This window comes from Rhizobium aethiopicum (assembly GCF_014197535.1).
GTDB lineage: Bacteria > Pseudomonadota > Alphaproteobacteria > Rhizobiales > Rhizobiaceae > Rhizobium > Rhizobium aethiopicum_A.
The window spans coordinates 265,662-285,251 of record NZ_JACIFV010000003.1 but is presented as its reverse complement, the minus strand read 5'-3'; the positions used below and the strand labels follow the sequence as shown (position 1 = coordinate 285,251).

Sequence of the window (19,590 nt, the reverse complement as noted above, 5' to 3'; positions counted from 1 at the left end):
CTAAAAACTTGCCATACCCGAGCACTGCCAAAACCAGACATTTTTTGAGCCTTCCGAAAGCCGCAACGAAGAAAGAGCAGACGCATGCAACTCACCGCCGAAAATCTGGCTGCAAGGCGCGGTGAAGATCTCATTTTCGTAAACATTTCCTTTCACTTGGCGGCAGGAGAAACCCTTGTCCTGACCGGCAAAAATGGATCGGGAAAATCCACTTTGCTGCGCGTTGCCGCCGGTCTTCTCAAGCCCGAAAAAGGAACTGTCATCTTCCGCGATAAAGAGAGCCCGCAAGGCCGCCATCCCGGCGAGGTCAGCCACTACCTCGGCCACCGAAATGCGATGAAGAATGAACTTACGGTTGCGGAGAATTTGGAATTCTGGCAGTCCTTCCTCAGCAGCCCGGGCGCCGCCGGCCTCCCTGTCGAAGACGCCGCCGAAGCCGTCGGCCTCTCAGGGATCACCCACCTTCCCTTCGGCTATCTCTCCGCCGGCCAGCAGCGCCGCTTCGCCTTCGCCAAGCTGCTCGTCGCCCACCGCCCCGTCTGGATCCTCGATGAACCCACAGCGGCACTGGATGCGAGCGCCGACCGACTCTTTGCCGGATTGATCGAGGCGCATCTGGCCAAGGGCGGCATCGTGCTGGCAGCGACGCATCAGCCGCTGGGGCTGAAGAATGCGCAGGAACTGAAGATGACGGGTTTTGCCGGCGTGGATCAGGGAGTCTGGGGATGATGGTTTGCGGTTGTTTGCAAGGACGTTATGGGAACACCCCTCCCCAACCCCTCCCCACAAGGGGGAGGGGCTATTGTGCCGCACCGCTCCATACCAATCGCATTGTCGCAATCGGCGAAACGACAACAGCACCCGCATTAGCTGCTTTCGGTCGCCACGGGAGACCGCGGTTTAGCCCCTCCCCCTTGTGGGGAGGGGTTGGGGAGGGGTTTTCCTTATCGACCAGCGAAAAGTACCCCGCATGACCGCACTCTTCCTCCGCGACCTCAAACTCTCGATCCGCGCCGGCGGCGGCGCGCTGATCGGCGTGTTGTTCTTCCTGACTGTCGTCGCCGTTATCCCCTTCGGCGTCGGCCCTGACCTCAAGCTTCTCTCCCGCATCGGCCCCGCAATCGTCTGGATCGGCGCGCTGCTCGCCAACCTTCTCGGCCTCGACCGGCTGTTCCAGGCGGAGCGCGATGACGGATCGCTCGATCTGATGCTGATGCAGGAAACGCCGCTTGTGCTCACGGTGCTCCTCAAATGCTTCGCCCACTGGACCGCGACCAGCCTGCCGCTGGTCATCGCCTCGCCGCTGCTCGGCCTGTTCATGAACATGGACGAGACGGGGATTGGCGCCACCATGCTCACGCTCTTCGTCGGATCGCCGGCGATCACCTTCATCGGCGCCGTCGGCGCTGCGGTCGCCGTCGCCCTGCCCCGCGGCGGCCTGCTGGTCTCGATCCTCGTGCTGCCGCTGACGATCCCCGTGCTGATCTTCGGCGTCAGCGCCACCTATGCCGCGGTCGAAGAGCCGGCGCCATTCCTGCCACCCTTCCTCATATTGATCGCACTGACGCTCTTCTTCGCGGTCATCGGCCCCGCCGCCGCTGCTCTGGCGCTGCGATACACGTCGGATTGAATGCCTTTCGATTGCGGGAAAAGCCGGATCAAGGTAAGGAAGCGCTCATGAGCCAAACCAGCCTTGCCATCAGCAAAATCAGCGATCTCGCCAACCCGACGCGGTTTCTGGCGCTGGCCGCGCGCATCATTCCGTGGTTGGCCGGCATCACTACCCTCTGTTTTGCGGTCGGTCTTTATCTGAGCTTCGCGACCGAAGGCGATTACCAGCAGGGCGAGACCGTGCGCATCATGTATATCCACGTGCCCGCGGCGTGGCTTTCGATGATGTGCTACACGATCATGAGCTTTTCGGCGATCGGCACGCTGGTGTGGCGCCATCCGCTCGCCGACGTCTCCGCCAAGGCCGCAGCCCCGCTCGGCGCCGCCTTTACGCTGCTGGCGCTCGTCACCGGCTCGCTCTGGGGCAAGCCGATGTGGGGCACCTGGTGGGTCTGGGATGCCAGGCTCACCTCCGTCTTCATTCTCTTCCTGATGTATCTCGGCCTCATTGCGCTGAACCGCGCCATCGACGATCCCTCGAGGGCGGCGCGCGTCTCCGCCGTGCTCATCCTGGTCGGCTTCGTCAACATCCCGATCATCAAGTTTTCCGTCGACTGGTGGAACACGCTGCATCAGCCGGCAAGCGTGATGCGCCTCGACGGCCCGGCGATCGATCCGGAATTCCTGCGCCCGCTCTTCGTCATGGCGATCGCCTTCACGCTGCTGTTCTTCACGCTGCACATCACGGCGATCAGAAACGAGATCTGGCGCCGCCGCATCGCCGCCCAGCGCCGTCTCGCCGCCCGCATGGCGAGCCGGGAGGAATAGGCCGTGACGCACGCCTTCTATGTCTATGCATCCTATGGCATCGCCGCATTGGTGACGATCGCCGTCGTCCTGTGGACCTGGGCCGACGGCCGGGCGCGCCGCCGCGAGCTTGCGAGCCTCGAAGCCGCCGGTATCCGTCGCCGCTCGGCGCGGCCAAAGGATGGCGAATGACCGAGACGCCCGATACCAAAACTGCCAAGCCACGCGGATTTGGCCGCTATGCACTGGCGCTTCTGCCGCTGATCGTGTTCGGCGGTATTGCCGCGACGGCCGCGAAGATGCTCTACGACCAGGATTTTCACGGCAAGAACATCGCCGAAATCCCGTCCGCCCTGATCGGCACCAAGGCGCCGGCGCTGAACCTTCCTCCGCTCGACGGCGCCAACCTGCCGGCGCTGACCGATGCGGCAGTCAAAGGCAAGCTGACGCTCGTCAACGTCTTCGCCTCCTGGTGCATCCCCTGCCGCGACGAACACCCTATTCTGAAGGAACTTGCGAAGGACGGCCGGCTGAACATCGTCGCCATCAATTACAAGGACAAGAACGACAACGCGCTGCGCTTCCTCGGCGAACTCGGCAACCCCTATCAGGCGATCGGCATCGATCCAAACGGCAAGGCGGCGATCGATTGGGGCGTTTACGGCATTCCGGAAAGTTATTTGGTCGGCCCCGACGGCACCATCCTCTACAAGCGCGTCGGCCCCTTCGACGACATCAGCCTGAAGGAAGGCCTGTATCCGGCGATGGAAAAGGCGCTGGGCAAGCCGGCCTCGTAACCCAAGAAAGACCCCTCCCCAACCCCTCCCCACAAGGGGGAGGGACTAATCCGGCGCACTGCATAGCGCCAAACGGCGGCCTGCCTGCGGATGAACCGGTGAAGTGGAACACGCGGGCGCGGCATCCAAGCCCCTCCCCCTTGTGGGGAGGGGTTGGGGAGGGGCCTTCTTTGACCCTAAACCCCGCCCTGCCACACCTTGATCGCCTCGACCGGCCAGATCAACATCACCACATTGAGCGTCAGGTTGTCGCGGATCACATAGCCGGTGAAAATCTCGAAGAAGATGGCGATCGCCACCGTCAGCGCCACCGGTGCGCGCCAGGCGAAGAAGAAGCCGAGGCACATGAACACGGTGTCCATCGCCGAATTCAGGATGCTGTCGCCGTAATAATCGAGCGCGATCGTCGCGGTGCGGTAGCGGTCGATTATGAGAGGGGAGTTTTCCAGCAATTCCCAGCCGGACTCGATGACGAGCGCCAGGAGCAGACGCGCCATCAGCGGCTTGCGGCGCAGGAGCAGATAGCTCAGTCCGTAGAACAGGAACCCGTGGATGATGTGCGATGGCGTGTACCAATCCGACAGATGCTGCGAATTGCCGCTGGTATTGACCCCGCCCTCCCATAGCTTGACATAGCCGCAGGAGCAGATTGGCACGCGCCCCATCAGATGCTCGGCGACGACCTGGGCGACCAGGACGGCAAGGCACGCGACGAACCAGAAGCTCTGGTGCCTGACCCGATATTCAGCGTCTGCAGCGCTCACTTCTCGCCATCCGTTTCCAGGTTGATGCTGTGTTTGAGCACCAGCGGCATCTGCGCCAGCGTGAAGATGATGGTGATCGGCATCGTGCCCCAGACCTTAAACGCGACCCAGGTATCGTCGGAAAAATTGCGCCAGACGACTTCGTTCAGGACGGCGAGGAAGAGGAAGAAGACGCCCCAGCGGATGGTAAGCTTGCGCCAACCCTGGGCATCAAGCTGGAAGGCGGCATTGAAGACATAGCCGAGCAGCGACCTTCCGAAAGCGAGCCCGCCGAGCAGCGCCACCCCGAAGAGCGTGTTGACGATGGTCGGCTTCATCTTGATGAAGGTCTCGTTCTGCAGCCAGATCGACAGAGAGCCGAAGATGACGACGACGATGCCCGACACGAAGGGCATGATCGGCAGATGGCCGAGCACGATCTTCGAAACCACGAGCGAAATCACCGTCGCCGCCATGAAAAGCCCGGTTGCGACGAACAGCGGCCCGCCCAGTTCGGAAAGGGCGGGAAATCTTTCCACCAGCCATTGGCCACGCAGATTGGCAAAGAAGAAGATCATCAGCGGCCCGAGTTCCAACGCCAGTTTCAGCATCGGATGATGGCGGTCGGCCGCGGACGGGGTGATATCGCTTTCGGTGGTCATGCGTTCTTCGAACCTGCTATTGCTGAAAACCTGTTTCCCGGCCGTCCCTTGCAGGCTTTCGGCGGCATATCTGTGGCATCATTGCCCAAGCCCGGCAATGGCGTGGGCGAAATCCTCAGCCTCAAAGGGCTCCAGATCGTCCACACTCTCGCCGATGCCGATGAAATAGACCGGCAGCTTGTGCTTGGCGGAGATCGCGACGAGAATGCCGCCCCGCGCCGTGCCGTCGAGCTTGGTCATGATCAGCCCGTTGACACCGGCGACGTTGCGGAAGATCTCGACCTGGCTCAGCGCATTCTGTCCCGTTGTGGCGTCGAGCGTCTGCAGCACGGTGTGCGGCGCATCGGGATCGAGCTTGCCGAGCACACGCACGATCTTCTCGAGTTCGGCCATCAGCTCGGCCTTGTTCTGCAGCCGGCCGGCGGTATCGACGATCAGCACATCGCATTTTTTTGCCTTGGCCTGTTCGAAGGCGTCATAGGCAAGACCGGCGGCATCGGCGCCGAGCTTGGTGCCGATGAATTCGGAATTGGTCCGCTCAGCCCAGATCTTCAGCTGCTCGATCGCCGCTGCGCGGAACGTGTCGCCGGCGGCCAGCATCACCTTCAGACCGGCGCCGGAGAGCTTCGCCGCCAGCTTGCCGATCGTCGTCGTCTTGCCGGTGCCGTTGACGCCGACGACGAGAATGACGTGCGGCTTGTGCGAGAGGTCGAGCTGCAGCGGCTTGGCGACCGGCTTCAGCACCTTGGCGATTTCAGACGCCATAATCCGGCTGACATCCTCGCCGGTCACATCCTTGCCGTAGCGCTCGGAAGCGAGCGTATCGGTGACGCGCAGCGCCGTCTCGACGCCGAGATCGGCTTGGATCAGCAGATCTTCGAGATCCTGCAGCGTCTCGTCGTCGAGCTTGCGCTTGGTGAAGAGCGCGGCGATCTGGCCGGTCAGCTGCGAGGAGGTACGCGCGAGACCGTTGCGCAGGCGCTGGAACCAGCTGAGTTTCGGCTGCGGGGCAATGGGTTCGGGTTCGGCGACTTTCGGGCCGGTGGCGAAGCCTTTGGGGAGAATCGGCTCAACAGCCGGCGCCGATTCCATTGACGCCGGTGACGGCAGGGGCGTTTCGACCGAAATGTCGAGGTCCGCGGCCTCCCCCCCTACCCTGCCGGGCATCCCCCCCACAGGTGGGGGGAAACTCGCGGCGATGTCTTGCGTCGCATCTACCGAATCCGGCAAGGCGGCAGCAGGGCGATCTTCGCCATCGATTGTCTGGCGATCGGTTTCCGCACTCCTAGTCCCCCCACCTGTGGGGGGGACGCCCGGCAGGGTAGGGGGGGTATCTTCCTCCGCTTCCGCCTCGGCCTCCAGCAGCGACAATGGTACGACGCCCATATCGCTCAGCTGGTCCGGAGCCGGCAGGATCGCGGGCTCGGCGTCGTCACGCTCTTCCTCGGCATCCTGCACGACATCCGCAGCCGGTCCGCCGGCCGTCTCCATCTCCTCGGCAAGAACCGGATCTTCCGCGATCGGCAGGTCTTCGCCGCGCGAACGCGGCTCGAGCTCCCGTTCCACAGCCTCGGGCACGGGTTCTTCAGCCGGCTTGCCGAAAGTGAAGACCTTTTTGATGAAACTGAGCGCCATGGGGATTCCGTGAAAGTCAGGCCGCTGCGGCCGTCAATTGCATGTCGAGATGCTTGCCATTGTGGCCGGTGATCGTGGCCGGCACAAGTTCGCCGGGACGAAGCCCGGCGGCTGCCACCAGCGTGAAGTTTTCCGTATGCGCAAGGCCGTTGTTTTCGACAAGCAGCCACTGCCGGGTTCCGACCATGCCATCGAGATGGGATTGATGCAGCCTATGTCCAGTGGCGCGCAGCCGTGCGGCGCGATCCTTGACCAGCGACCGGTCGAGCTGCGGCATGCGGGCGGCGGGCGTGCCGTGACGCGGGCTGTAGGGGAAAACATGCAGATGCGCGATGCCGGCCTCTTCGGCCAGCCGCAAGGCATTGGCGAACATCTCTTCCGTTTCCGTCGGGAAACCGGCGATCATATCGGCGCCGAAGCTCATTTCGGGGCGAAGACGGCGCGCGTCCTCGATGAAACGCAGCGCATCGGCGCGCGAATGCCGCCGTTTCATCCGCTTCAGGATCATGTCGTCGCCATGCTGCAGCGACAGATGCAGATGCGGCATGAAGCGCGGCTCGTCGGCGATGAGGTCCATCAGATGGGCGTCGGCCTCGATGCTGTCGATCGAGGAAAGCCTGAGCCGGCGGATATCCGGAAGCTGCTTCAAGAGCGTCTTTGCCAAAAGCCCGAGCGTCGGTGCGCCCGGCAAATCGTCGCCATAGCTGGTGGCGTCGACACCGGTCAGCACGATCTCCCGATAACCGCTGTCGGCGAGCCTGCGGGCCTGGTCGACGACCGCGCCCATCGGCACCGAGCGGGAATTGCCGCGGCCATAGGGGATGATGCAGAAGGTGCAGCGGTGATCGCAGCCGTTCTGAACCTGGATGAAGGCGCGCACATGGCCGTCGATATGCCTGACCATCTGCGGCGCCGTCGCCTTCACGCTCATGATGTCGTTGACGCGGAGCTTCTCCTCGGCCGAAACGCCGAAATCCGGCAGGCTGCGATAAGAGGCGCTAGAAAGCTTCTCTTCGTTGCCGAGCACCGCATCGACCTCCGACATGGCGGCGAAGGTCTGTTTTTCCGTCTGCGCGGCACAGCCGGTGACGATGATGCGGGCATGCGGATTGTCGCGCCGCGCCCGACGGATCGCCTGGCGGGCCTGGCGCACGGCCTCGCCGGTCACGGCGCAGGTGTTCACCAGGATGGCGTTGTTGAGCCCGGCCTTCTCGGCCTGCGCCTTCATCACTTCGGATTCATATGTGTTGAGGCGGCAGCCGAAGGTAATGACCTCGATGCCGCTCACTGCGCCTCGACCTCTCGGGTACCATCGCGCGACCAGAGGCCGGTCGAAGGATCGACCCGGCCCGACCATTCCCATTCCGCCGGTCCCGTCATGATGACGTGATCGTCACGCTCGCGCCATTCGATGGAGAGTGTCGCCGGCGGCTTGGCGCTTGCCACATTGATCGTCACCCTGCGACCGGTGCGGCCGGTGCGCGCCGCGCTGACGGCGGCGGAACAGGCGGCCGAGCCACAGGCGAGCGTCAACCCGGCGCCGCGCTCCCAGGTGCGCGTCGTCAAGGATGTCGGCGACGTCACCTGCGCCAGGGTGATATTGGCACGCTCGGGAAACATCGGATGGTTTTCGAGCAGCGGCCCGAAGCGGGCAAGATCATAGGACATCACGTCCTTGTCCACCCAGAAGATCGCATGCGGATTGCCCATCGACATGGCGGAAGGCGAATGCAACACCGGATTGTCGATCGGGCCGATCTGCAGCTCGATACGGCTGGTGTCGTGAAATTCCTCCGCCAGCGGAATCCTGTCCCAATCGAAGACCGGCTTTCCCATATCAACGGAGATCGTCCCGTCTTCATGCTCGACGGCGTTGAGGATCCCGGCGACGGTCTGGAAGGTGAAGGCCTTCCGACCGGTCTCGGCGGCAAGCGCCTGCACGACGCAGCGCGTGCCGTTGCCGCAAGCCTGCGCCTTCGAGCCGTCGGAATTCAGAATATCGATGAAGGCGTCGGTGGCTTCGGCCTTCGGATCATGGATCGCCATGATCTGGTCGAACTCGGTCTGCGGATCGGCATTGAGCGCGACCGCCGCCGCGGGCGTCACCCTGTCCGGCCGTCCGCGCATGTCGACGACCAGGATCTTGTTGCCAAGCCCGTTCATCCTCGCGAATTCGACCGTTGCGCTCATGATATCATTCCGTCCGTCTTTCCGCTGTATATGGCGGAAACGCGAGGGAATTACCAGTGGGTGAGTGCCATGCAGGCCTTGCAGCCGACTGAGGCCGGACCCTCCGTCTTCTACCGCTGCCCGCCGCCGGCCTCGAAGGACGCCGCATGCGCCTCGACGATAGCGGCGGTGATGACCTTCCTCAGCTCGTAGACCAGCGAGCGGGATCGTTTGCGATCCAGATCCTGTGCCGCTTTTGCAAGACTAAGGCCTTCGTTGAGAACAATATGATGGGCCCGTGCCAGCGCCCAACTTTCAATATCAGCATTGATCATTCGATATCTCCGCCGGATCATCCGGCATCAAGGATATTCACGAATCATTTTACAGGACGCACTTAAGTAGAAAGTAGAATCACAAGCAGAACATTTTGCAACTGGCCCAAATGGCGAATTTGGACTGCCCGCTGCGATTTTAACCGCTCGCAGCCACAATATGCGGCATCCGAAAAGCCCGCCACGCGGTCATCTGTCCGCAACCATGCGGTCATCTGCCCGCATTCGCCTTGACTTTCCCGCCGCTTTCCTGTTTATCGCGCCCAATCCGCGACGAGCCAGATGACTCCGAGCCGCCGACCGGGACTTCGAGATCCCGGAGGTCAACACCCGACAGCGCGATGCGCCCTCGGGTGCTTTTTGGCTTTGCGTCTTGTTTTCGTCAAGGAAAAGCACGACGTTTCCGGGCAGATCAACCCGCCCGAAACGTATCAAGGAAGAGCCGATGTTTGAAAACCTCCAGGACCGTCTTGGATCCATTCTGAATGGACTGACAGGCCGTGGCGCGCTTTCGGAAGCCGATGTTTCTGCAGCGCTGCGCGAGGTTCGCCGTGCGCTGCTGGAGGCAGACGTCGCGCTCGAAGTCGTGCGCTCCTTCACCGACCGCGTGCGTGAGAAGGCTGTCGGCGCCGAGATCCTGAAGTCGATCAAGCCCGGCCAGATGGTCGTCAAGATCGTCCATGACGAACTGATCGAGATGCTGGGCGGCGAAGGTGTTGGCATCGACCTGCATGCGGCCGCCCCCGTCGTTGTCATGATGGTCGGCCTGCAGGGCTCGGGCAAGACGACGACGACCGCCAAGATCGCCAATCGTCTGGCGACGCGCGAGAAGAAAAAGGTGCTGATGGCGTCGCTCGACACGCGCCGCCCGGCAGCCCAGGAGCAGCTTCGCCAGCTCGGCGCCCAGGCCAGTATCGACACGCTGCCTGTTATCGCAGGTCAGTCGCCGACCGATATCGCCGCCCGCGCCGTGCAGGCGGCGAGACTCGGCGGCCATGACGTCGTCATTCTCGACACCGCCGGCCGCACCCATATCGACGAGCCCTTGATGGTCGAGATGGCCGATATCAAGAAGAAGTCGAACCCGCATGAGATCCTCCTGGTCGCCGACAGTCTCACCGGTCAGGATGCCGTCAACCTCGCCCGTAACTTCGACGAACGCGTCGGCATCACCGGCCTCGTGCTGACCCGCATGGACGGCGACGGCCGTGGCGGTGCAGCGCTTTCGATGCGCGCCGTCACCGGCAAGCCGATCAAGCTGATCGGCGTCGGCGAAAAGATGAGCGAGCTCGAGGAGTTCCATCCCCGCCGCATCGCCGACCGCATCCTCGGTATGGGCGACATCGTTTCGCTCGTCGAGCGCGCGGCTGAAAACATCGACGCGGAGAAGGCGGCCGCCATGGCCGCCAAGATGGCCAAGGGCAAGTTCGACCTCGACGACCTCGCCGATCAGCTGCGCCAGATGCAGAAGATGGGCGGCATGGGCGGCATCATGGGTATGATGCCCGGCATGGCCGGCATGAAGGACAAGATGGCCGCCGCCGGTCTCAACGACAAGCTTTTCGGCCGCCAGATCGCCATCATCCAGTCGATGACCAAGGCCGAACGCGCCAATCCCGAGTTGCTCAAGCATTCGCGCAAGAAGCGCATCGCCGCGGGCTCCGGCACCGATGCCGCCGACATCAACAAGCTTCTGAAGATGCACCGCCAGATGGCTGATATGATGAAGATGATGGGCGGCAAGGGCAAAGGCGGCCTGATGAAGCAGATGATGGGCGGCCTTGCGGGCAAGATGGGGCTTGGCGGCGGCGGCATGGGCGGCATGCCCGATCTCTCGAATATCGATCCCCGACAGCTCGAGGCCTTGCAGAAGCAGGCCGAAGCGGCGGGGCTTGGAAAACCGGGCGGGGGTATGCCCGGTCTCGGCGGTCTGCCGGGTGGTTTGCCGGGCCTCGGCGGCGCCAAGCTGCCGGGCCTTGGCGGTGGTTTCCCGGGCTTGCCCGGCTTGCCGAAGAAGAAGTGAAAGGATCGCTTGCCCCATGATTGATCCAAACGTCAAAGACCAGCTCGCGAGCTATCGTCAGTCGATCGACAATATCGATGCCGCTCTCGTGCACATGCTGGCCGAACGCTTCCGCTGCACCAAAGAAGTCGGCGTGCTGAAGGCCAAATACAATTTGCCGCCGGCCGATCCGGCACGCGAGGAATACCAGATCGAACGCCTTCGCCAGCTGGCGAAAGCCGCCAATCTGGACCCGGATTTCGCCGAGAAGTTCCTGAACTTCGTCATCAAGGAAGTCATCCGGCATCATGAGCAGATCGCTGCGGACCACGCTGAACAGAGCGCCGCAGCCCGATAACCCTACCGCCCTACGAAGCGGTCAAGAACAGCCTAAGGAGTAAAGAACATGGCACTGAAAATTCGTCTCGCCCGCGGTGGCTCCAAGAAGCGTCCGTATTACCACGTCGTGCTCGCCGATGCGCGCAGCCCGCGTGACGGCCGCTTCCTCGAAAACCTCGGTTCCTGGAACCCGATGCTCGCCAAGGATGACGAGAAGCGCGTTCAGCTGAATGCCGAGCGTATCAAGCATTGGCTCGACAACGGTGCCCAGCCGACTGATCGCGTTCTGCGCTTCCTCGACGAAGCCGGCGTTGCCAAGCGCGAAGCCAAGAACAACCCGGTCAAGGCAAAGCCCGGCAAGCGCGCTCAGGAACGCGCCGCAGAAAAGGCCCAGAAGATCGCCGACGCCGCAGCTGCTGCTGCTGACGCCGCGGAATAATCCGGACATCCCCTTTTCGAGCGGGCGGCATGGCGACATGCCGCCCGTTTTCGTTTCCAATCGCCCGCACTTCGTTTATGAGAAACCTGTCTTTCGGCTTCACATGAAGGAACCCATGACAAAGCTTGAAAACCCGGTTTTGATGGCTACGATCGGCGGCGCACAGGGCCTCAGGGGCGAGGTGCGCGCCAAGGCCTACACGGCCGATCCGACCGCGCTCGGCGATTATGGCCTTCTGCACAGCATGGACGGACGCAGCTTCGAAATCCTCGAAATCCGCGAGATGAAGAACGTCGTCGTTGTCCGTTTCCGCGGCATTAACGACCGCAACGCCGCCGAAGCGCTGAACGGACTTGAACTCTATATCGAGCGAGACAACCTGCCGGACGAGGAGCTCGAGGACGACGAATTCTACTATGCCGATCTCGAAGGGCTCGAAGCGCTTGATGACAAGGGCGTCAGCTACGGAACGGTCACCGGCGTTTTCGATTTCGGCGCCGGCGATCTCCTGGAGCTCAAGGGCCCGGGCAAACGCCCGGTTCTCATTCCATTCTCGGAAGCCTCTGTGCTGGAAATCGATCTCGAAGCCGGTACGCTGCTGATCGATCCGCTGGCGGCGGGACTGGTCGACGACCCCGAGCTTTCGCAGTTCACCGCGGACAAGCCGAAAAAGAAGAAGTAATGGCTTTCCGGGCGCGCGTACTGACACTTTATCCGGAAATGTTTCCGGGGCATCTTGGCTTCTCGCTCGCCGGCAAGGCGATGGAGCGTGGGCAATGGTCGCTGGATCTGGTGCAGATTCGCGATTTCGCCACCGACAGACACCGCACCGTCGACGACACGCCGGCCGGCGGCGGCGCCGGCATGGTGCTGAAGGCTGACGTTCTTGCTCGCGCGATCGACAGCGGCGGTGAGAATGATCCCCGGCCGCGCCTGCTGATGAGCCCGCGCGGCCGGCCGCTGACGCAGCAGCGCGTGCGCGAGCTTGCGGCGGGTGACGGCGTCATCATCGTCTGCGGCCGCTTCGAGGGTGTCGACCAGCGGGTGATCGGGGCGCGCGGACTGGAAGAAGTCTCGATCGGCGATTACGTGCTGTCCGGCGGCGAGCCGGCGGCGCTGATCCTGCTCGATGCGATCATCCGAATCCTGCCCGGCGTCATGGGCAACGATCTTTCCGGCCTGCACGAAAGCTTCGAGGGCGGGTTGCTGGAACATCCCCATTATACCCGCCCCCAAGAGTGGGAAGGCCGGGAAATTCCCTCCGTCTTGACGTCCGGCAACCACGGGGCCATCGAGAAATGGCGCCACCAGGAAGCGGTGCGACTGACGCGGGAACGGCGGCCGGACTTGCTCGATAGCGTTAAAACCGAGAAAAACGGCTGATTTCGCCGGCCTTTTCACAAAAATGTCGTGCGAGGGATGACAAGCCCCGGCCTTTCGTGTATTGGCGCACGCGGAAATGGGGTTAGCCCCGTCTGCCAGCAAACAAAGAATGGCGAATCCGCTCCCGCCCGCAAGGGCAAAATCCTGAGGCTAACCCAAAGGATCAGTGTCGAGCGCTCTGGCCGTTTCAGAAGAACCAAAGGTTAAGACGATGAACATCATCCAGCAGCTTGAGGCCGAACAGGCCGCCAAGATCGAAGCCAAGCGCACCCTCCCCGAGTTCTCCCCGGGCGACACCGTCCGCGTCAACGTGAAGGTTACGGAAGGCAACCGTACCCGCGTTCAGGCCTATGAAGGCGTCTGCATCGCCCGCTCCGGCGGCGGCCTGCAGGAAAACTTCACGGTTCGCAAGATCTCCTACGGCGAAGGCGTCGAGCGCGTATTCCCGGTCTACTCGCCGATGATCGAAAGCGTCGACGTCGTTCGCCGCGGTAAGGTCCGTCGCGCCAAGCTCTATTACCTCCGCGACCGTCGCGGCAAGTCGGCTCGTATCGTTGAAGACACCGGCGTTCGCGCCCGCAAGCTCAACGACGCCGAGCGCGCTGCCGTCGCCGAGGAAAAGGCCCGTATCGAAGCCGAGAAGGTTGCAGCCGCCCAGGCGCTCGCCGCCGAAAAGGCAGCAGCAGAAGCTGCGGAAGCCAAGGCCGCTGCCGAAGCAGCTGCTGCAGCCGAAGCCGAGAAGGCCGCAGAATAAGATCTGCGCAAAATTCTGTTTCTGGAAAGGCGGTCTTCGGATCGCCTTTTCTATTTTTTGCGTGCCCGTGCAGATGACGGCCTTGCCTTAGGCGGGTCATCCGTGACAATTTTTGCCGTTCAATTTTGGAGCCGTTCTATGCTGTTTCGTCGCACCGTTCTCGCAAGCTTCGCCGCGCTTGTGCTTGCACCTATAGCCGCATCGGCCGCCGAACTGCCGGACCTTGGCGGCAAGAGCGTCGTCGTCGTCACCGAGAACGCCTATCCGCCGCTGCAGTTCGTCGATCCGAAATCCGGCAAGGCGATCGGCTGGGAATATGATGCGATGAACGAGATCGCCAAGCGGCTGAATTTCAAGATCGAATATCAGAACACCAGCTGGGACGCGATGATCCAGGCGGTTTCCGATGGCCAGTACAACATCGGCATGACCGGCATCACCATCAAGGACGACCGCAAGCAGAAGGTCGACTTCTCCGATCCCTATATGCGCTCGCAGCAATTCATGCTGGTACGCGGCGATGAGAAGCGCTTCACCGACGCAAAGTCCTTCGGTGAATTCAAGGACGGCCTGATCGGCGCTCAGCCCGGCACCTCGCCTTTCTACACCGCCGTCTATGAAATCCTCGACGGCAACGAACAGAACCCGCGCATCAAGCTTTTCGAAACCTTCGGTGCAACCGTGCAGGCCTTGAAGACGGGCGACGTCGACCTCGTCCTCACCGACAGCGTCGCTGCCAAGGGCTATGTCGATTCCTCGAACGGCGCCCTGAAGGTGGTCGGTGACCCCCTCGGCACCGAGGATTTCGGCTTCATCTTCCCGAAGGGTTCCGATCTCGTCGCTCCCGTCAATGCGGCTATCGCAGCGCTGAAGGCCGACGGCACCTTCGATGCGCTGAACAAGAAGTGGTTCCTCGACTACAAGATGGGCGAATAATCCCTCGAGCGATCGCAGATGGCGCCACAACCATCCCCGCGACAGGAGAAGGACGACCGCCCGTGGTGGCTGGCCGTCCTTATCCTGATCGGCATCGTTCTCGCCGTCGTCATCATCACCAACGACATTTACACCCAGGTCTTCCGCACCGTGGTGAATGGCGTCGGCGTCACCGTGTTCGTGACGCTCGTCGCCTTTGCCCTGGCAACGGTGCTTGGCCTCGGCATCGCGCTGCTCGGCCTGGCGGACAGTGTCGCGCTGCGCCAGATCGCCCGCTTCTACATCGAGATCATCCGCGGCATCCCGATGCTGGTGCTGCTCTTTTACGTCGCCTTCGTCGGTGCGCCCGGTTTCGTCATGGCCTATAACTTCATGATCACACCCCTGGTGAAATCAGGTGTTACGGAACCGATCCTGGTGCGCGACCTGTCGCTGATGTGGCGTGCGATCTTCGCGCTGATGATCGGCTACTCCTCCTTCATCGCGGAAATCTTCCGCGCCGGTTTCCAGTCCGTCGATATCGGCCAGATCGAGGCGGCCAAGTCGCTCGGCCTGTCGCGCTACCGCCGCTTCCGGCTCGTCGTCTTCCCGCAGGCGATCCGGGTCATCCTCCCGCCGCTCTCCAACGATTTCGTCTCGATGGTGAAGGATTCATCCCTCGTCTCCGTCCTCGGTGTCGCCGACATCACGCAGATGGGCAAGGTCTATGCCTCCGGCTCCTTCCGCTTTTTCGAGACCTATTCGATCGTCACCTATATCTATCTGATCCTGACGATCGGCCTGTCGCTGGCGCTGCGGCGGATCGAGAAGAAGATGAAGCAGATGCCGCGACGCTAAGCACCTGCGTCCATTCGGATGCAGAAAGGACGCGCCTCACGATTCGAATTGCCGTTTCGATCAAAAATCGTTATATCCAGCGCTATGGAATCCAAGTTCAGTTGCATTGGCGCGCATATTTTCGTGCTGCAGGATCATTATCGCCTGCCGGCGCGGTTCTTCGCATGCGTCTCCGGTGCGCTCAACAGCCGACTTCGTTGATCGAATGACGGCCGGCGGAGCCTGATCCGCTTTTTTCCGATTTTCCAAAGCTTCCAAAAACGGACTTACCGCCATGAGCGCACCGCGTACCCTCTACGACAAGATCTGGGACGACCACCTGGTCGACGAGCAGGCAGACGGCACCTGTCTTCTCTACATCGACCGCCACTTGGTCCATGAAGTCACCTCGCCGCAGGCTTTCGAAGGCCTGCGCATGTCCGGCCGCAAGGTCCGCGCCCCGGAAAAGACGCTCGCCGTCGTCGACCACAACGTTCCGACCTCGGCCGATCGCCATCTCGGCATCAAGAACGAGGAAAGCCGCATTCAGGTCGAGCAGCTCGCCAAGAATGCCGCCGAGTTCAACGTCGAATATTATTCGGAAAACGATAAGCGCCAGGGCATCGTTCACATCATCGGGCCGGAACAGGGCTTCACCCTGCCGGGCATGACGATCGTCTGCGGCGACAGCCACACCTCCACCCATGGCGCCTTCGGCTCTCTCGCCCACGGCATCGGCACGTCTGAAGTCGAGCACGTTCTCGCCACCCAGACGCTGATCCAGAAAAAGGCCAAGAACATGCTGGTGCAGGTCGACGGCCAGCTGCCGGCAGGCGTCACCGCCAAGGATATCGTTCTGGCGATCATCGGCGAGATCGGCACCGCAGGCGGCACCGGCTACGTCATCGAATATGCCGGCGAAGTGATCCGAGCGCTGTCGATGGAAGGCCGCATGACGATCTGCAACATGTCGATCGAAGGCGGCGCCCGCGCCGGCCTCATCGCCCCTGACGAAACCACCTTCGAATATATCAAGGGCAAGCCGCGCGCGCCGAAGGGCGAAGCGCTGGAACAGGCGATCGCCTACTGGAAGACGCTGAAATCAGACGAAGGCGCTTATTTCGACCGCGTCGTCAAACTGAACGCCGCCGAACTGCCGCCGATCGTCTCCTGGGGCTCCTCGCCTGAGGACGTCGTCTCGGTCCAGGGCATCGTACCCAATCCGGATGAGATCCATGACGAAACGAAGCGTGCCTCCAAGTGGCGTGCGCTTGACTACATGGGCCTGAAGCCGGGCACGAAGATGACCGACATCGCTGTCGATCGCGTCTTCATCGGCTCATGCACCAACGGTCGCATCGAAGACCTTCGCGCCGCTGCCAAGGTCGTCGAGGGCAAGACCGTCGCCGCAACCGTCAACGCGATGATCGTCCCCGGCTCCGGCCTCGTCAAGGAACAAGCGGAAGCCGAAGGCCTCGACAAAATCTTCAAGGCCGCCGGGTTTGACTGGCGCGAGCCGGGTTGCTCCATGTGCCTTGCCATGAACGACGACCGCCTTAAGCCGGGCGAGCGTTGCGCCTCGACCTCGAACCGAAATTTCGAAGGCCGTCAGGGCTTCAAGGGCCGCACGCATCTCGTCTCGCCGGCCATGGCCGCCGCCGCCGCAATTGCCGGGCACTTCGTCGATATCCGCGAGTGGAACTGATCCGTCCGACGGAATGAAAGACAAAGCCGCCCGATGCGTCTCCGCGCATCGGGCGGCTTTTACATTGCGGCGCCGACAGCCGATCGGCGGTGTTCGCGCAACCGGCGATCAGAAAGCCGCCGTCATCGGATCCGGACCCATGCGGGCGCCAGCATTGTCGAGCTTGGCAATCTCCGCCATGTCGTCGGCATCCAGCTTGAAGTCGAACACCTGGAAGTTCTCCTCGATGCGCGACGGCGTGACCGACTTCGGGATGACGACGAGGCCGGTATCGATATGCCAGCGGATGATCACCTGGGCCGGTGTCTTCCGATGTTTCTTGGCAATCTCGCCGATGACCTTGTTCGAGATGAATTTGCCCTGACCGAGCGGACTCCACGATTCGGTGGCGATATTCAGTTTCTTGTGAACCTCCTGCGCCGCCTTCTGCTGAAAGTCGGGATGCAGTTCGATCTGGTTGATCACCGGAACGACGCCGGTCTCGCCGATGATGCGCTCGAGATGTTCGGGATAGAAGTTCGACACGCCGATCGAGCGGGCGCGGCCCTCTTCGCGGATGCGCACGAACGCTTTCCAGGTCTCGGCGTAGAGGCCGCGATGGGGCGACGGCCAGTGAATGAGATAGAGGTCGACATAGTCGCAGCCGAGCTTCTTCAGGCTGCCGTCGAAGGCGCGCAACGCATTGTCGTAGCCCTGGTCGGTATTCCTGAGTTTGGTGGTGACGAAGATATCCTTTCGGTCGAGGCCAGACGAGCGGATGCCTTCGCCGACACCCTCTTCATTGTCGTAACCCGAAGCCGTGTCGATATGCCGATAGCCGCCGGCAATGGCAGTGCGTACCGTCGGCGCGGCAATCTCCTGCGGCGTCTGCCAGACGCCGAGACCGACCTGGGGAATGGAATGTCCGTCATGGAAAGTGATGATGGGTTGAGCGGTCACAATATATCTCCGGGAGTTTGAAGAATTGGACGAGGCATGGATTGCGCCCGCACCTGCGGACGTCCCGGAACGCATTTCAGCCGGAGCGTCCGGTCACCGGAACCATATAGGTGGCGGCATCCTGAAGACAATCAGAGGACCCGGACAATCGTTCCCTTTCGAAGGTGGGGCAGAAGGCGGCGCATGTCACGCAGGCTTACGGCTACGCAGCCGGCCGTCGGCTCGTAGCCAGGCCTGATGAGATGGAAGAAGATCGCCGAACCGCGGTTGCGCACCCGCGAGGAAATGTTCCAGTCCATGACAAGGCAGATATCGTAGAGGCCGTCGCTACGCCGCATCTCCTCATGACTTGCGCCGAATGGCGCCCGCACGAGGCGATTGTAGTTGGCGTTGCCGGGCTGGTCGCACCAGAGCATGTCTGCGCGGATGCGGCGAATGGGAAGCGAGGTGATGAGCTGACCGTTCCGTTCACCACGCCGGAAGCCGGAAATCAGCCGCATCGCGGCGATCGGCGTGGCGCCGTCACCCTCGCGTTTGAGGATGGTCCGGCCCGAACGGCCGATCGCGGCAGGGATGGTGATTGCGCCGAATCGGACGATGGCGCGGCTCTTCTTCCCTGGCGCGGGGCGCACCATGATCGTCGATGACCGCATGCCCCGGCTCCGCCTTGCTTTTTCCATTTTTCTCGCATGTCTTGCATTGCTTGAGGCCTTGATTGAAATCATATGAAAAGCTGCGCGGCAACAGCACCGCCGGCCGATCCTTGCCAAAGCTGCAATTTGGCGTAGGACTAGGGGACTTAACTTTGAGGACGCAACGGCATGACCGCACGCACCATTCTTCTGGTGGATGACGACGAGGATCTTCGTCAGACCCTGACGGAGCAATTGTCGCTTTATGAGGAATTCACGGTTCTGCAGGAAGCCAACGCCGGCAAAGGTGTTGCGACCGCCCGTTCGACGCCGGTCGACCTCTTGATCATGGATGTCGGCCTGCCCGACATGGACGGCCGCGAAGCGGTGAAGCTCCTGCGCAAGGGCGGCTTCAAGGCGCCGATCATCATGCTCACCGGTCACGATACCGATTCGGACACGATCCTCGGCCTTGAAGCAGGCGCCAACGATTATGTCACCAAGCCCTTCCGCTTCGCTGTGCTGCTGGCGCGCATTCGCGTGCAATTGCGCCAGCACGAGCAGAGCGAAGACGCGACCTTTACCGTCGGTCCTTACCTCTTCAAGCCAAGCCAGAAACTGCTCACCACCGACAACGGCCAGAAGATCCGCCTGACGGAAAAGGAAGCGGCGATCATCCGCTATCTCTACCGCGCCGAACAGAAGGTCGTCACCCGTGACGTGCTTCTTGAAGAGGTCTGGGGCTACAATTCCGGTGTAACCACGCACACGCTGGAAACCCATGTGTACCGGCTGCGCCAGAAGATCGAGCGCGATCCCTCCAATGCCGAAATTCTGGTGACGGAAAACGGCGGCTACAAGATCATACCCTAGAGCATTTCCGTTT

The 19,590-nt window shown here is 62.0% G+C and carries 24 protein-coding genes; 15 read left to right on the top strand and 9 right to left on the bottom strand.

The window, feature by feature from the left end:
- Positions 1–84 precede the first annotated feature (84 nt).
- The 5 genes from ccmA (at position 85) to GGD53_RS06775 (ending at position 3,215) form a co-directional block, all read left to right on the top strand.
- Positions 85–729, top strand: a complete 645-nt coding sequence (gene ccmA, locus GGD53_RS06795) for a heme ABC exporter ATP-binding protein CcmA (RefSeq protein ID WP_184454743.1) — start codon at positions 85–87, stop codon at positions 727–729.
- A 241-nt stretch (positions 730–970) separates the two neighbouring features.
- Entirely contained in the window at positions 971–1,630 is a 660-nt protein-coding gene (gene ccmB / locus GGD53_RS06790) for a heme exporter protein CcmB (protein ID WP_184454741.1), read from the top strand.
- 47 nt (positions 1,631–1,677) lie between these two features.
- Complete coding sequence (locus GGD53_RS06785; protein WP_184454739.1) at positions 1,678–2,439, top strand: heme ABC transporter permease; 762 nt, start codon at positions 1,678–1,680, stop codon at positions 2,437–2,439.
- A gap of 3 nt (positions 2,440–2,442) precedes the next feature.
- A complete protein-coding gene (gene ccmD, locus GGD53_RS06780; protein ID WP_168302256.1) occupies positions 2,443–2,610 on the top strand; it encodes a heme exporter protein CcmD in 168 nt (55 codons plus the stop codon).
- A complete protein-coding gene (locus tag GGD53_RS06775; RefSeq protein WP_184454737.1) occupies positions 2,607–3,215 on the top strand; it encodes a DsbE family thiol:disulfide interchange protein in 609 nt (202 codons plus the stop codon). The genes ccmD and GGD53_RS06775 overlap by 4 nt, the downstream gene beginning before the upstream one ends.
- A gap of 176 nt (positions 3,216–3,391) precedes the next feature.
- Here GGD53_RS06775 and GGD53_RS06770 read toward each other — a convergent pair whose 3' ends face one another.
- The 6 genes from GGD53_RS06770 to GGD53_RS06745 all read right to left on the bottom strand — a co-directional run bounded on the left by GGD53_RS06770 (position 3,392) and on the right by GGD53_RS06745 (position 8,780).
- On the bottom strand, positions 3,392–3,979 hold the full coding sequence (locus GGD53_RS06770) for a DUF2585 domain-containing protein (protein WP_184454735.1): 588 nt from the start codon (positions 3,977–3,979) through the stop codon (positions 3,392–3,394).
- Positions 3,976–4,620 carry a septation protein A gene (locus tag GGD53_RS06765; protein WP_184454733.1) on the bottom strand — a complete coding sequence of 215 codons (645 nt, stop codon included), beginning with the start codon at positions 4,618–4,620 and terminating at the stop codon, positions 3,976–3,978. Before GGD53_RS06765 ends, GGD53_RS06770 begins: the two co-directional genes overlap by 4 nt.
- Before the next feature lie 78 nt (positions 4,621–4,698).
- A complete protein-coding gene (ftsY, locus tag GGD53_RS06760; protein ID WP_184454731.1) occupies positions 4,699–6,255 on the bottom strand; it encodes a signal recognition particle-docking protein FtsY in 1,557 nt (518 codons plus the stop codon).
- A 16-nt stretch (positions 6,256–6,271) separates the two neighbouring features.
- The gene (gene mtaB / locus GGD53_RS06755; RefSeq protein ID WP_184454729.1) at positions 6,272–7,543 is read right to left on the bottom strand and encodes a tRNA (N(6)-L-threonylcarbamoyladenosine(37)-C(2))-methylthiotransferase MtaB; all 1,272 of its coding nucleotides are present in this window, start codon (positions 7,541–7,543) and stop codon (positions 6,272–6,274) included.
- On the bottom strand, positions 7,540–8,445 hold the full coding sequence (gene dapF / locus GGD53_RS06750; RefSeq protein ID WP_184454727.1) for a diaminopimelate epimerase: 906 nt from the start codon (positions 8,443–8,445) through the stop codon (positions 7,540–7,542). The genes mtaB and dapF overlap by 4 nt, the downstream gene beginning before the upstream one ends.
- A 110-nt stretch (positions 8,446–8,555) precedes the next feature.
- On the bottom strand, positions 8,556–8,780 hold the full coding sequence (locus GGD53_RS06745) for a hypothetical protein (protein WP_184454725.1): 225 nt from the start codon (positions 8,778–8,780) through the stop codon (positions 8,556–8,558).
- A gap of 424 nt (positions 8,781–9,204) precedes the next feature.
- On the opposite strand from GGD53_RS06745, the gene ffh reads away from it, so the two are divergent.
- The 8 genes from ffh to GGD53_RS06705 all read left to right on the top strand — a co-directional run bounded on the left by ffh (position 9,205) and on the right by GGD53_RS06705 (position 15,449).
- Complete coding sequence (ffh, locus tag GGD53_RS06740) at positions 9,205–10,782, top strand: signal recognition particle protein (RefSeq protein ID WP_184454723.1); 1,578 nt, start codon at positions 9,205–9,207, stop codon at positions 10,780–10,782.
- 16 nt (positions 10,783–10,798) lie between these two features.
- Complete coding sequence (locus tag GGD53_RS06735) at positions 10,799–11,119, top strand: chorismate mutase (RefSeq protein WP_184454721.1); 321 nt, start codon at positions 10,799–10,801, stop codon at positions 11,117–11,119.
- Positions 11,120–11,167: 48 nt separating this feature from the next.
- Positions 11,168–11,539: a 30S ribosomal protein S16 gene (gene rpsP, locus GGD53_RS06730; RefSeq protein WP_064696593.1), complete on the top strand. Its 372-nt coding sequence runs from the start codon at positions 11,168–11,170 to the stop codon at positions 11,537–11,539.
- 115 nt (positions 11,540–11,654) lie between these two features.
- The gene (rimM, locus tag GGD53_RS06725) at positions 11,655–12,221 is read left to right on the top strand and encodes a ribosome maturation factor RimM (RefSeq protein WP_184454719.1); all 567 of its coding nucleotides are present in this window, start codon (positions 11,655–11,657) and stop codon (positions 12,219–12,221) included.
- Positions 12,221–12,922: a tRNA (guanosine(37)-N1)-methyltransferase TrmD gene (trmD, locus tag GGD53_RS06720; protein WP_184454716.1), complete on the top strand. Its 702-nt coding sequence runs from the start codon at positions 12,221–12,223 to the stop codon at positions 12,920–12,922. The genes rimM and trmD overlap by 1 nt, the downstream gene beginning before the upstream one ends.
- Positions 12,923–13,133: 211 nt before the next feature.
- Positions 13,134–13,676, top strand: a complete 543-nt coding sequence (gene rplS / locus GGD53_RS06715; RefSeq protein ID WP_064805537.1) for a 50S ribosomal protein L19 — start codon at positions 13,134–13,136, stop codon at positions 13,674–13,676.
- Positions 13,677–13,814: 138 nt separating this feature from the next.
- Entirely contained in the window at positions 13,815–14,612 is a 798-nt protein-coding gene (locus GGD53_RS06710; protein WP_184454714.1) for a basic amino acid ABC transporter substrate-binding protein, read from the top strand.
- 18 nt (positions 14,613–14,630) lie between these two features.
- Entirely contained in the window at positions 14,631–15,449 is an 819-nt protein-coding gene (locus GGD53_RS06705; RefSeq protein WP_184454713.1) for an amino acid ABC transporter permease, read from the top strand.
- 60 nt (positions 15,450–15,509) lie between these two features.
- Here the strand turns inward: GGD53_RS06705 and GGD53_RS06700 are convergent, their stop codons facing one another.
- A complete protein-coding gene (locus tag GGD53_RS06700; protein ID WP_184454712.1) occupies positions 15,510–15,725 on the bottom strand; it encodes a hypothetical protein in 216 nt (71 codons plus the stop codon).
- Here GGD53_RS06700 and leuC point away from each other — a divergent pair.
- Positions 15,724–17,133, top strand: a complete 1,410-nt coding sequence (gene leuC, locus GGD53_RS06695) for a 3-isopropylmalate dehydratase large subunit (protein ID WP_184454711.1) — start codon at positions 15,724–15,726, stop codon at positions 17,131–17,133. The genes GGD53_RS06700 and leuC overlap by 2 nt on opposite strands.
- Before the next feature lie 108 nt (positions 17,134–17,241).
- Here leuC and GGD53_RS06690 read toward each other — a convergent pair whose 3' ends face one another.
- Together GGD53_RS06690 and GGD53_RS06685 are read right to left on the bottom strand one after the other, a co-directional pair.
- Positions 17,242–18,072, bottom strand: coding sequence for an aldo/keto reductase (locus GGD53_RS06690; protein ID WP_184454710.1), 831 nt, complete (start codon positions 18,070–18,072; stop codon positions 17,242–17,244).
- Between the two features lie 131 nt (positions 18,073–18,203).
- Complete coding sequence (locus GGD53_RS06685) at positions 18,204–18,725, bottom strand: L,D-transpeptidase family protein (RefSeq protein ID WP_184454709.1); 522 nt, start codon at positions 18,723–18,725, stop codon at positions 18,204–18,206.
- A gap of 168 nt (positions 18,726–18,893) precedes the next feature.
- On the opposite strand from GGD53_RS06685, the gene GGD53_RS06680 reads away from it, so the two are divergent.
- Positions 18,894–19,577, top strand: a complete 684-nt coding sequence (locus GGD53_RS06680) for a response regulator transcription factor (protein WP_011427159.1) — start codon at positions 18,894–18,896, stop codon at positions 19,575–19,577.
- Positions 19,578–19,590 lie beyond the last annotated feature (13 nt).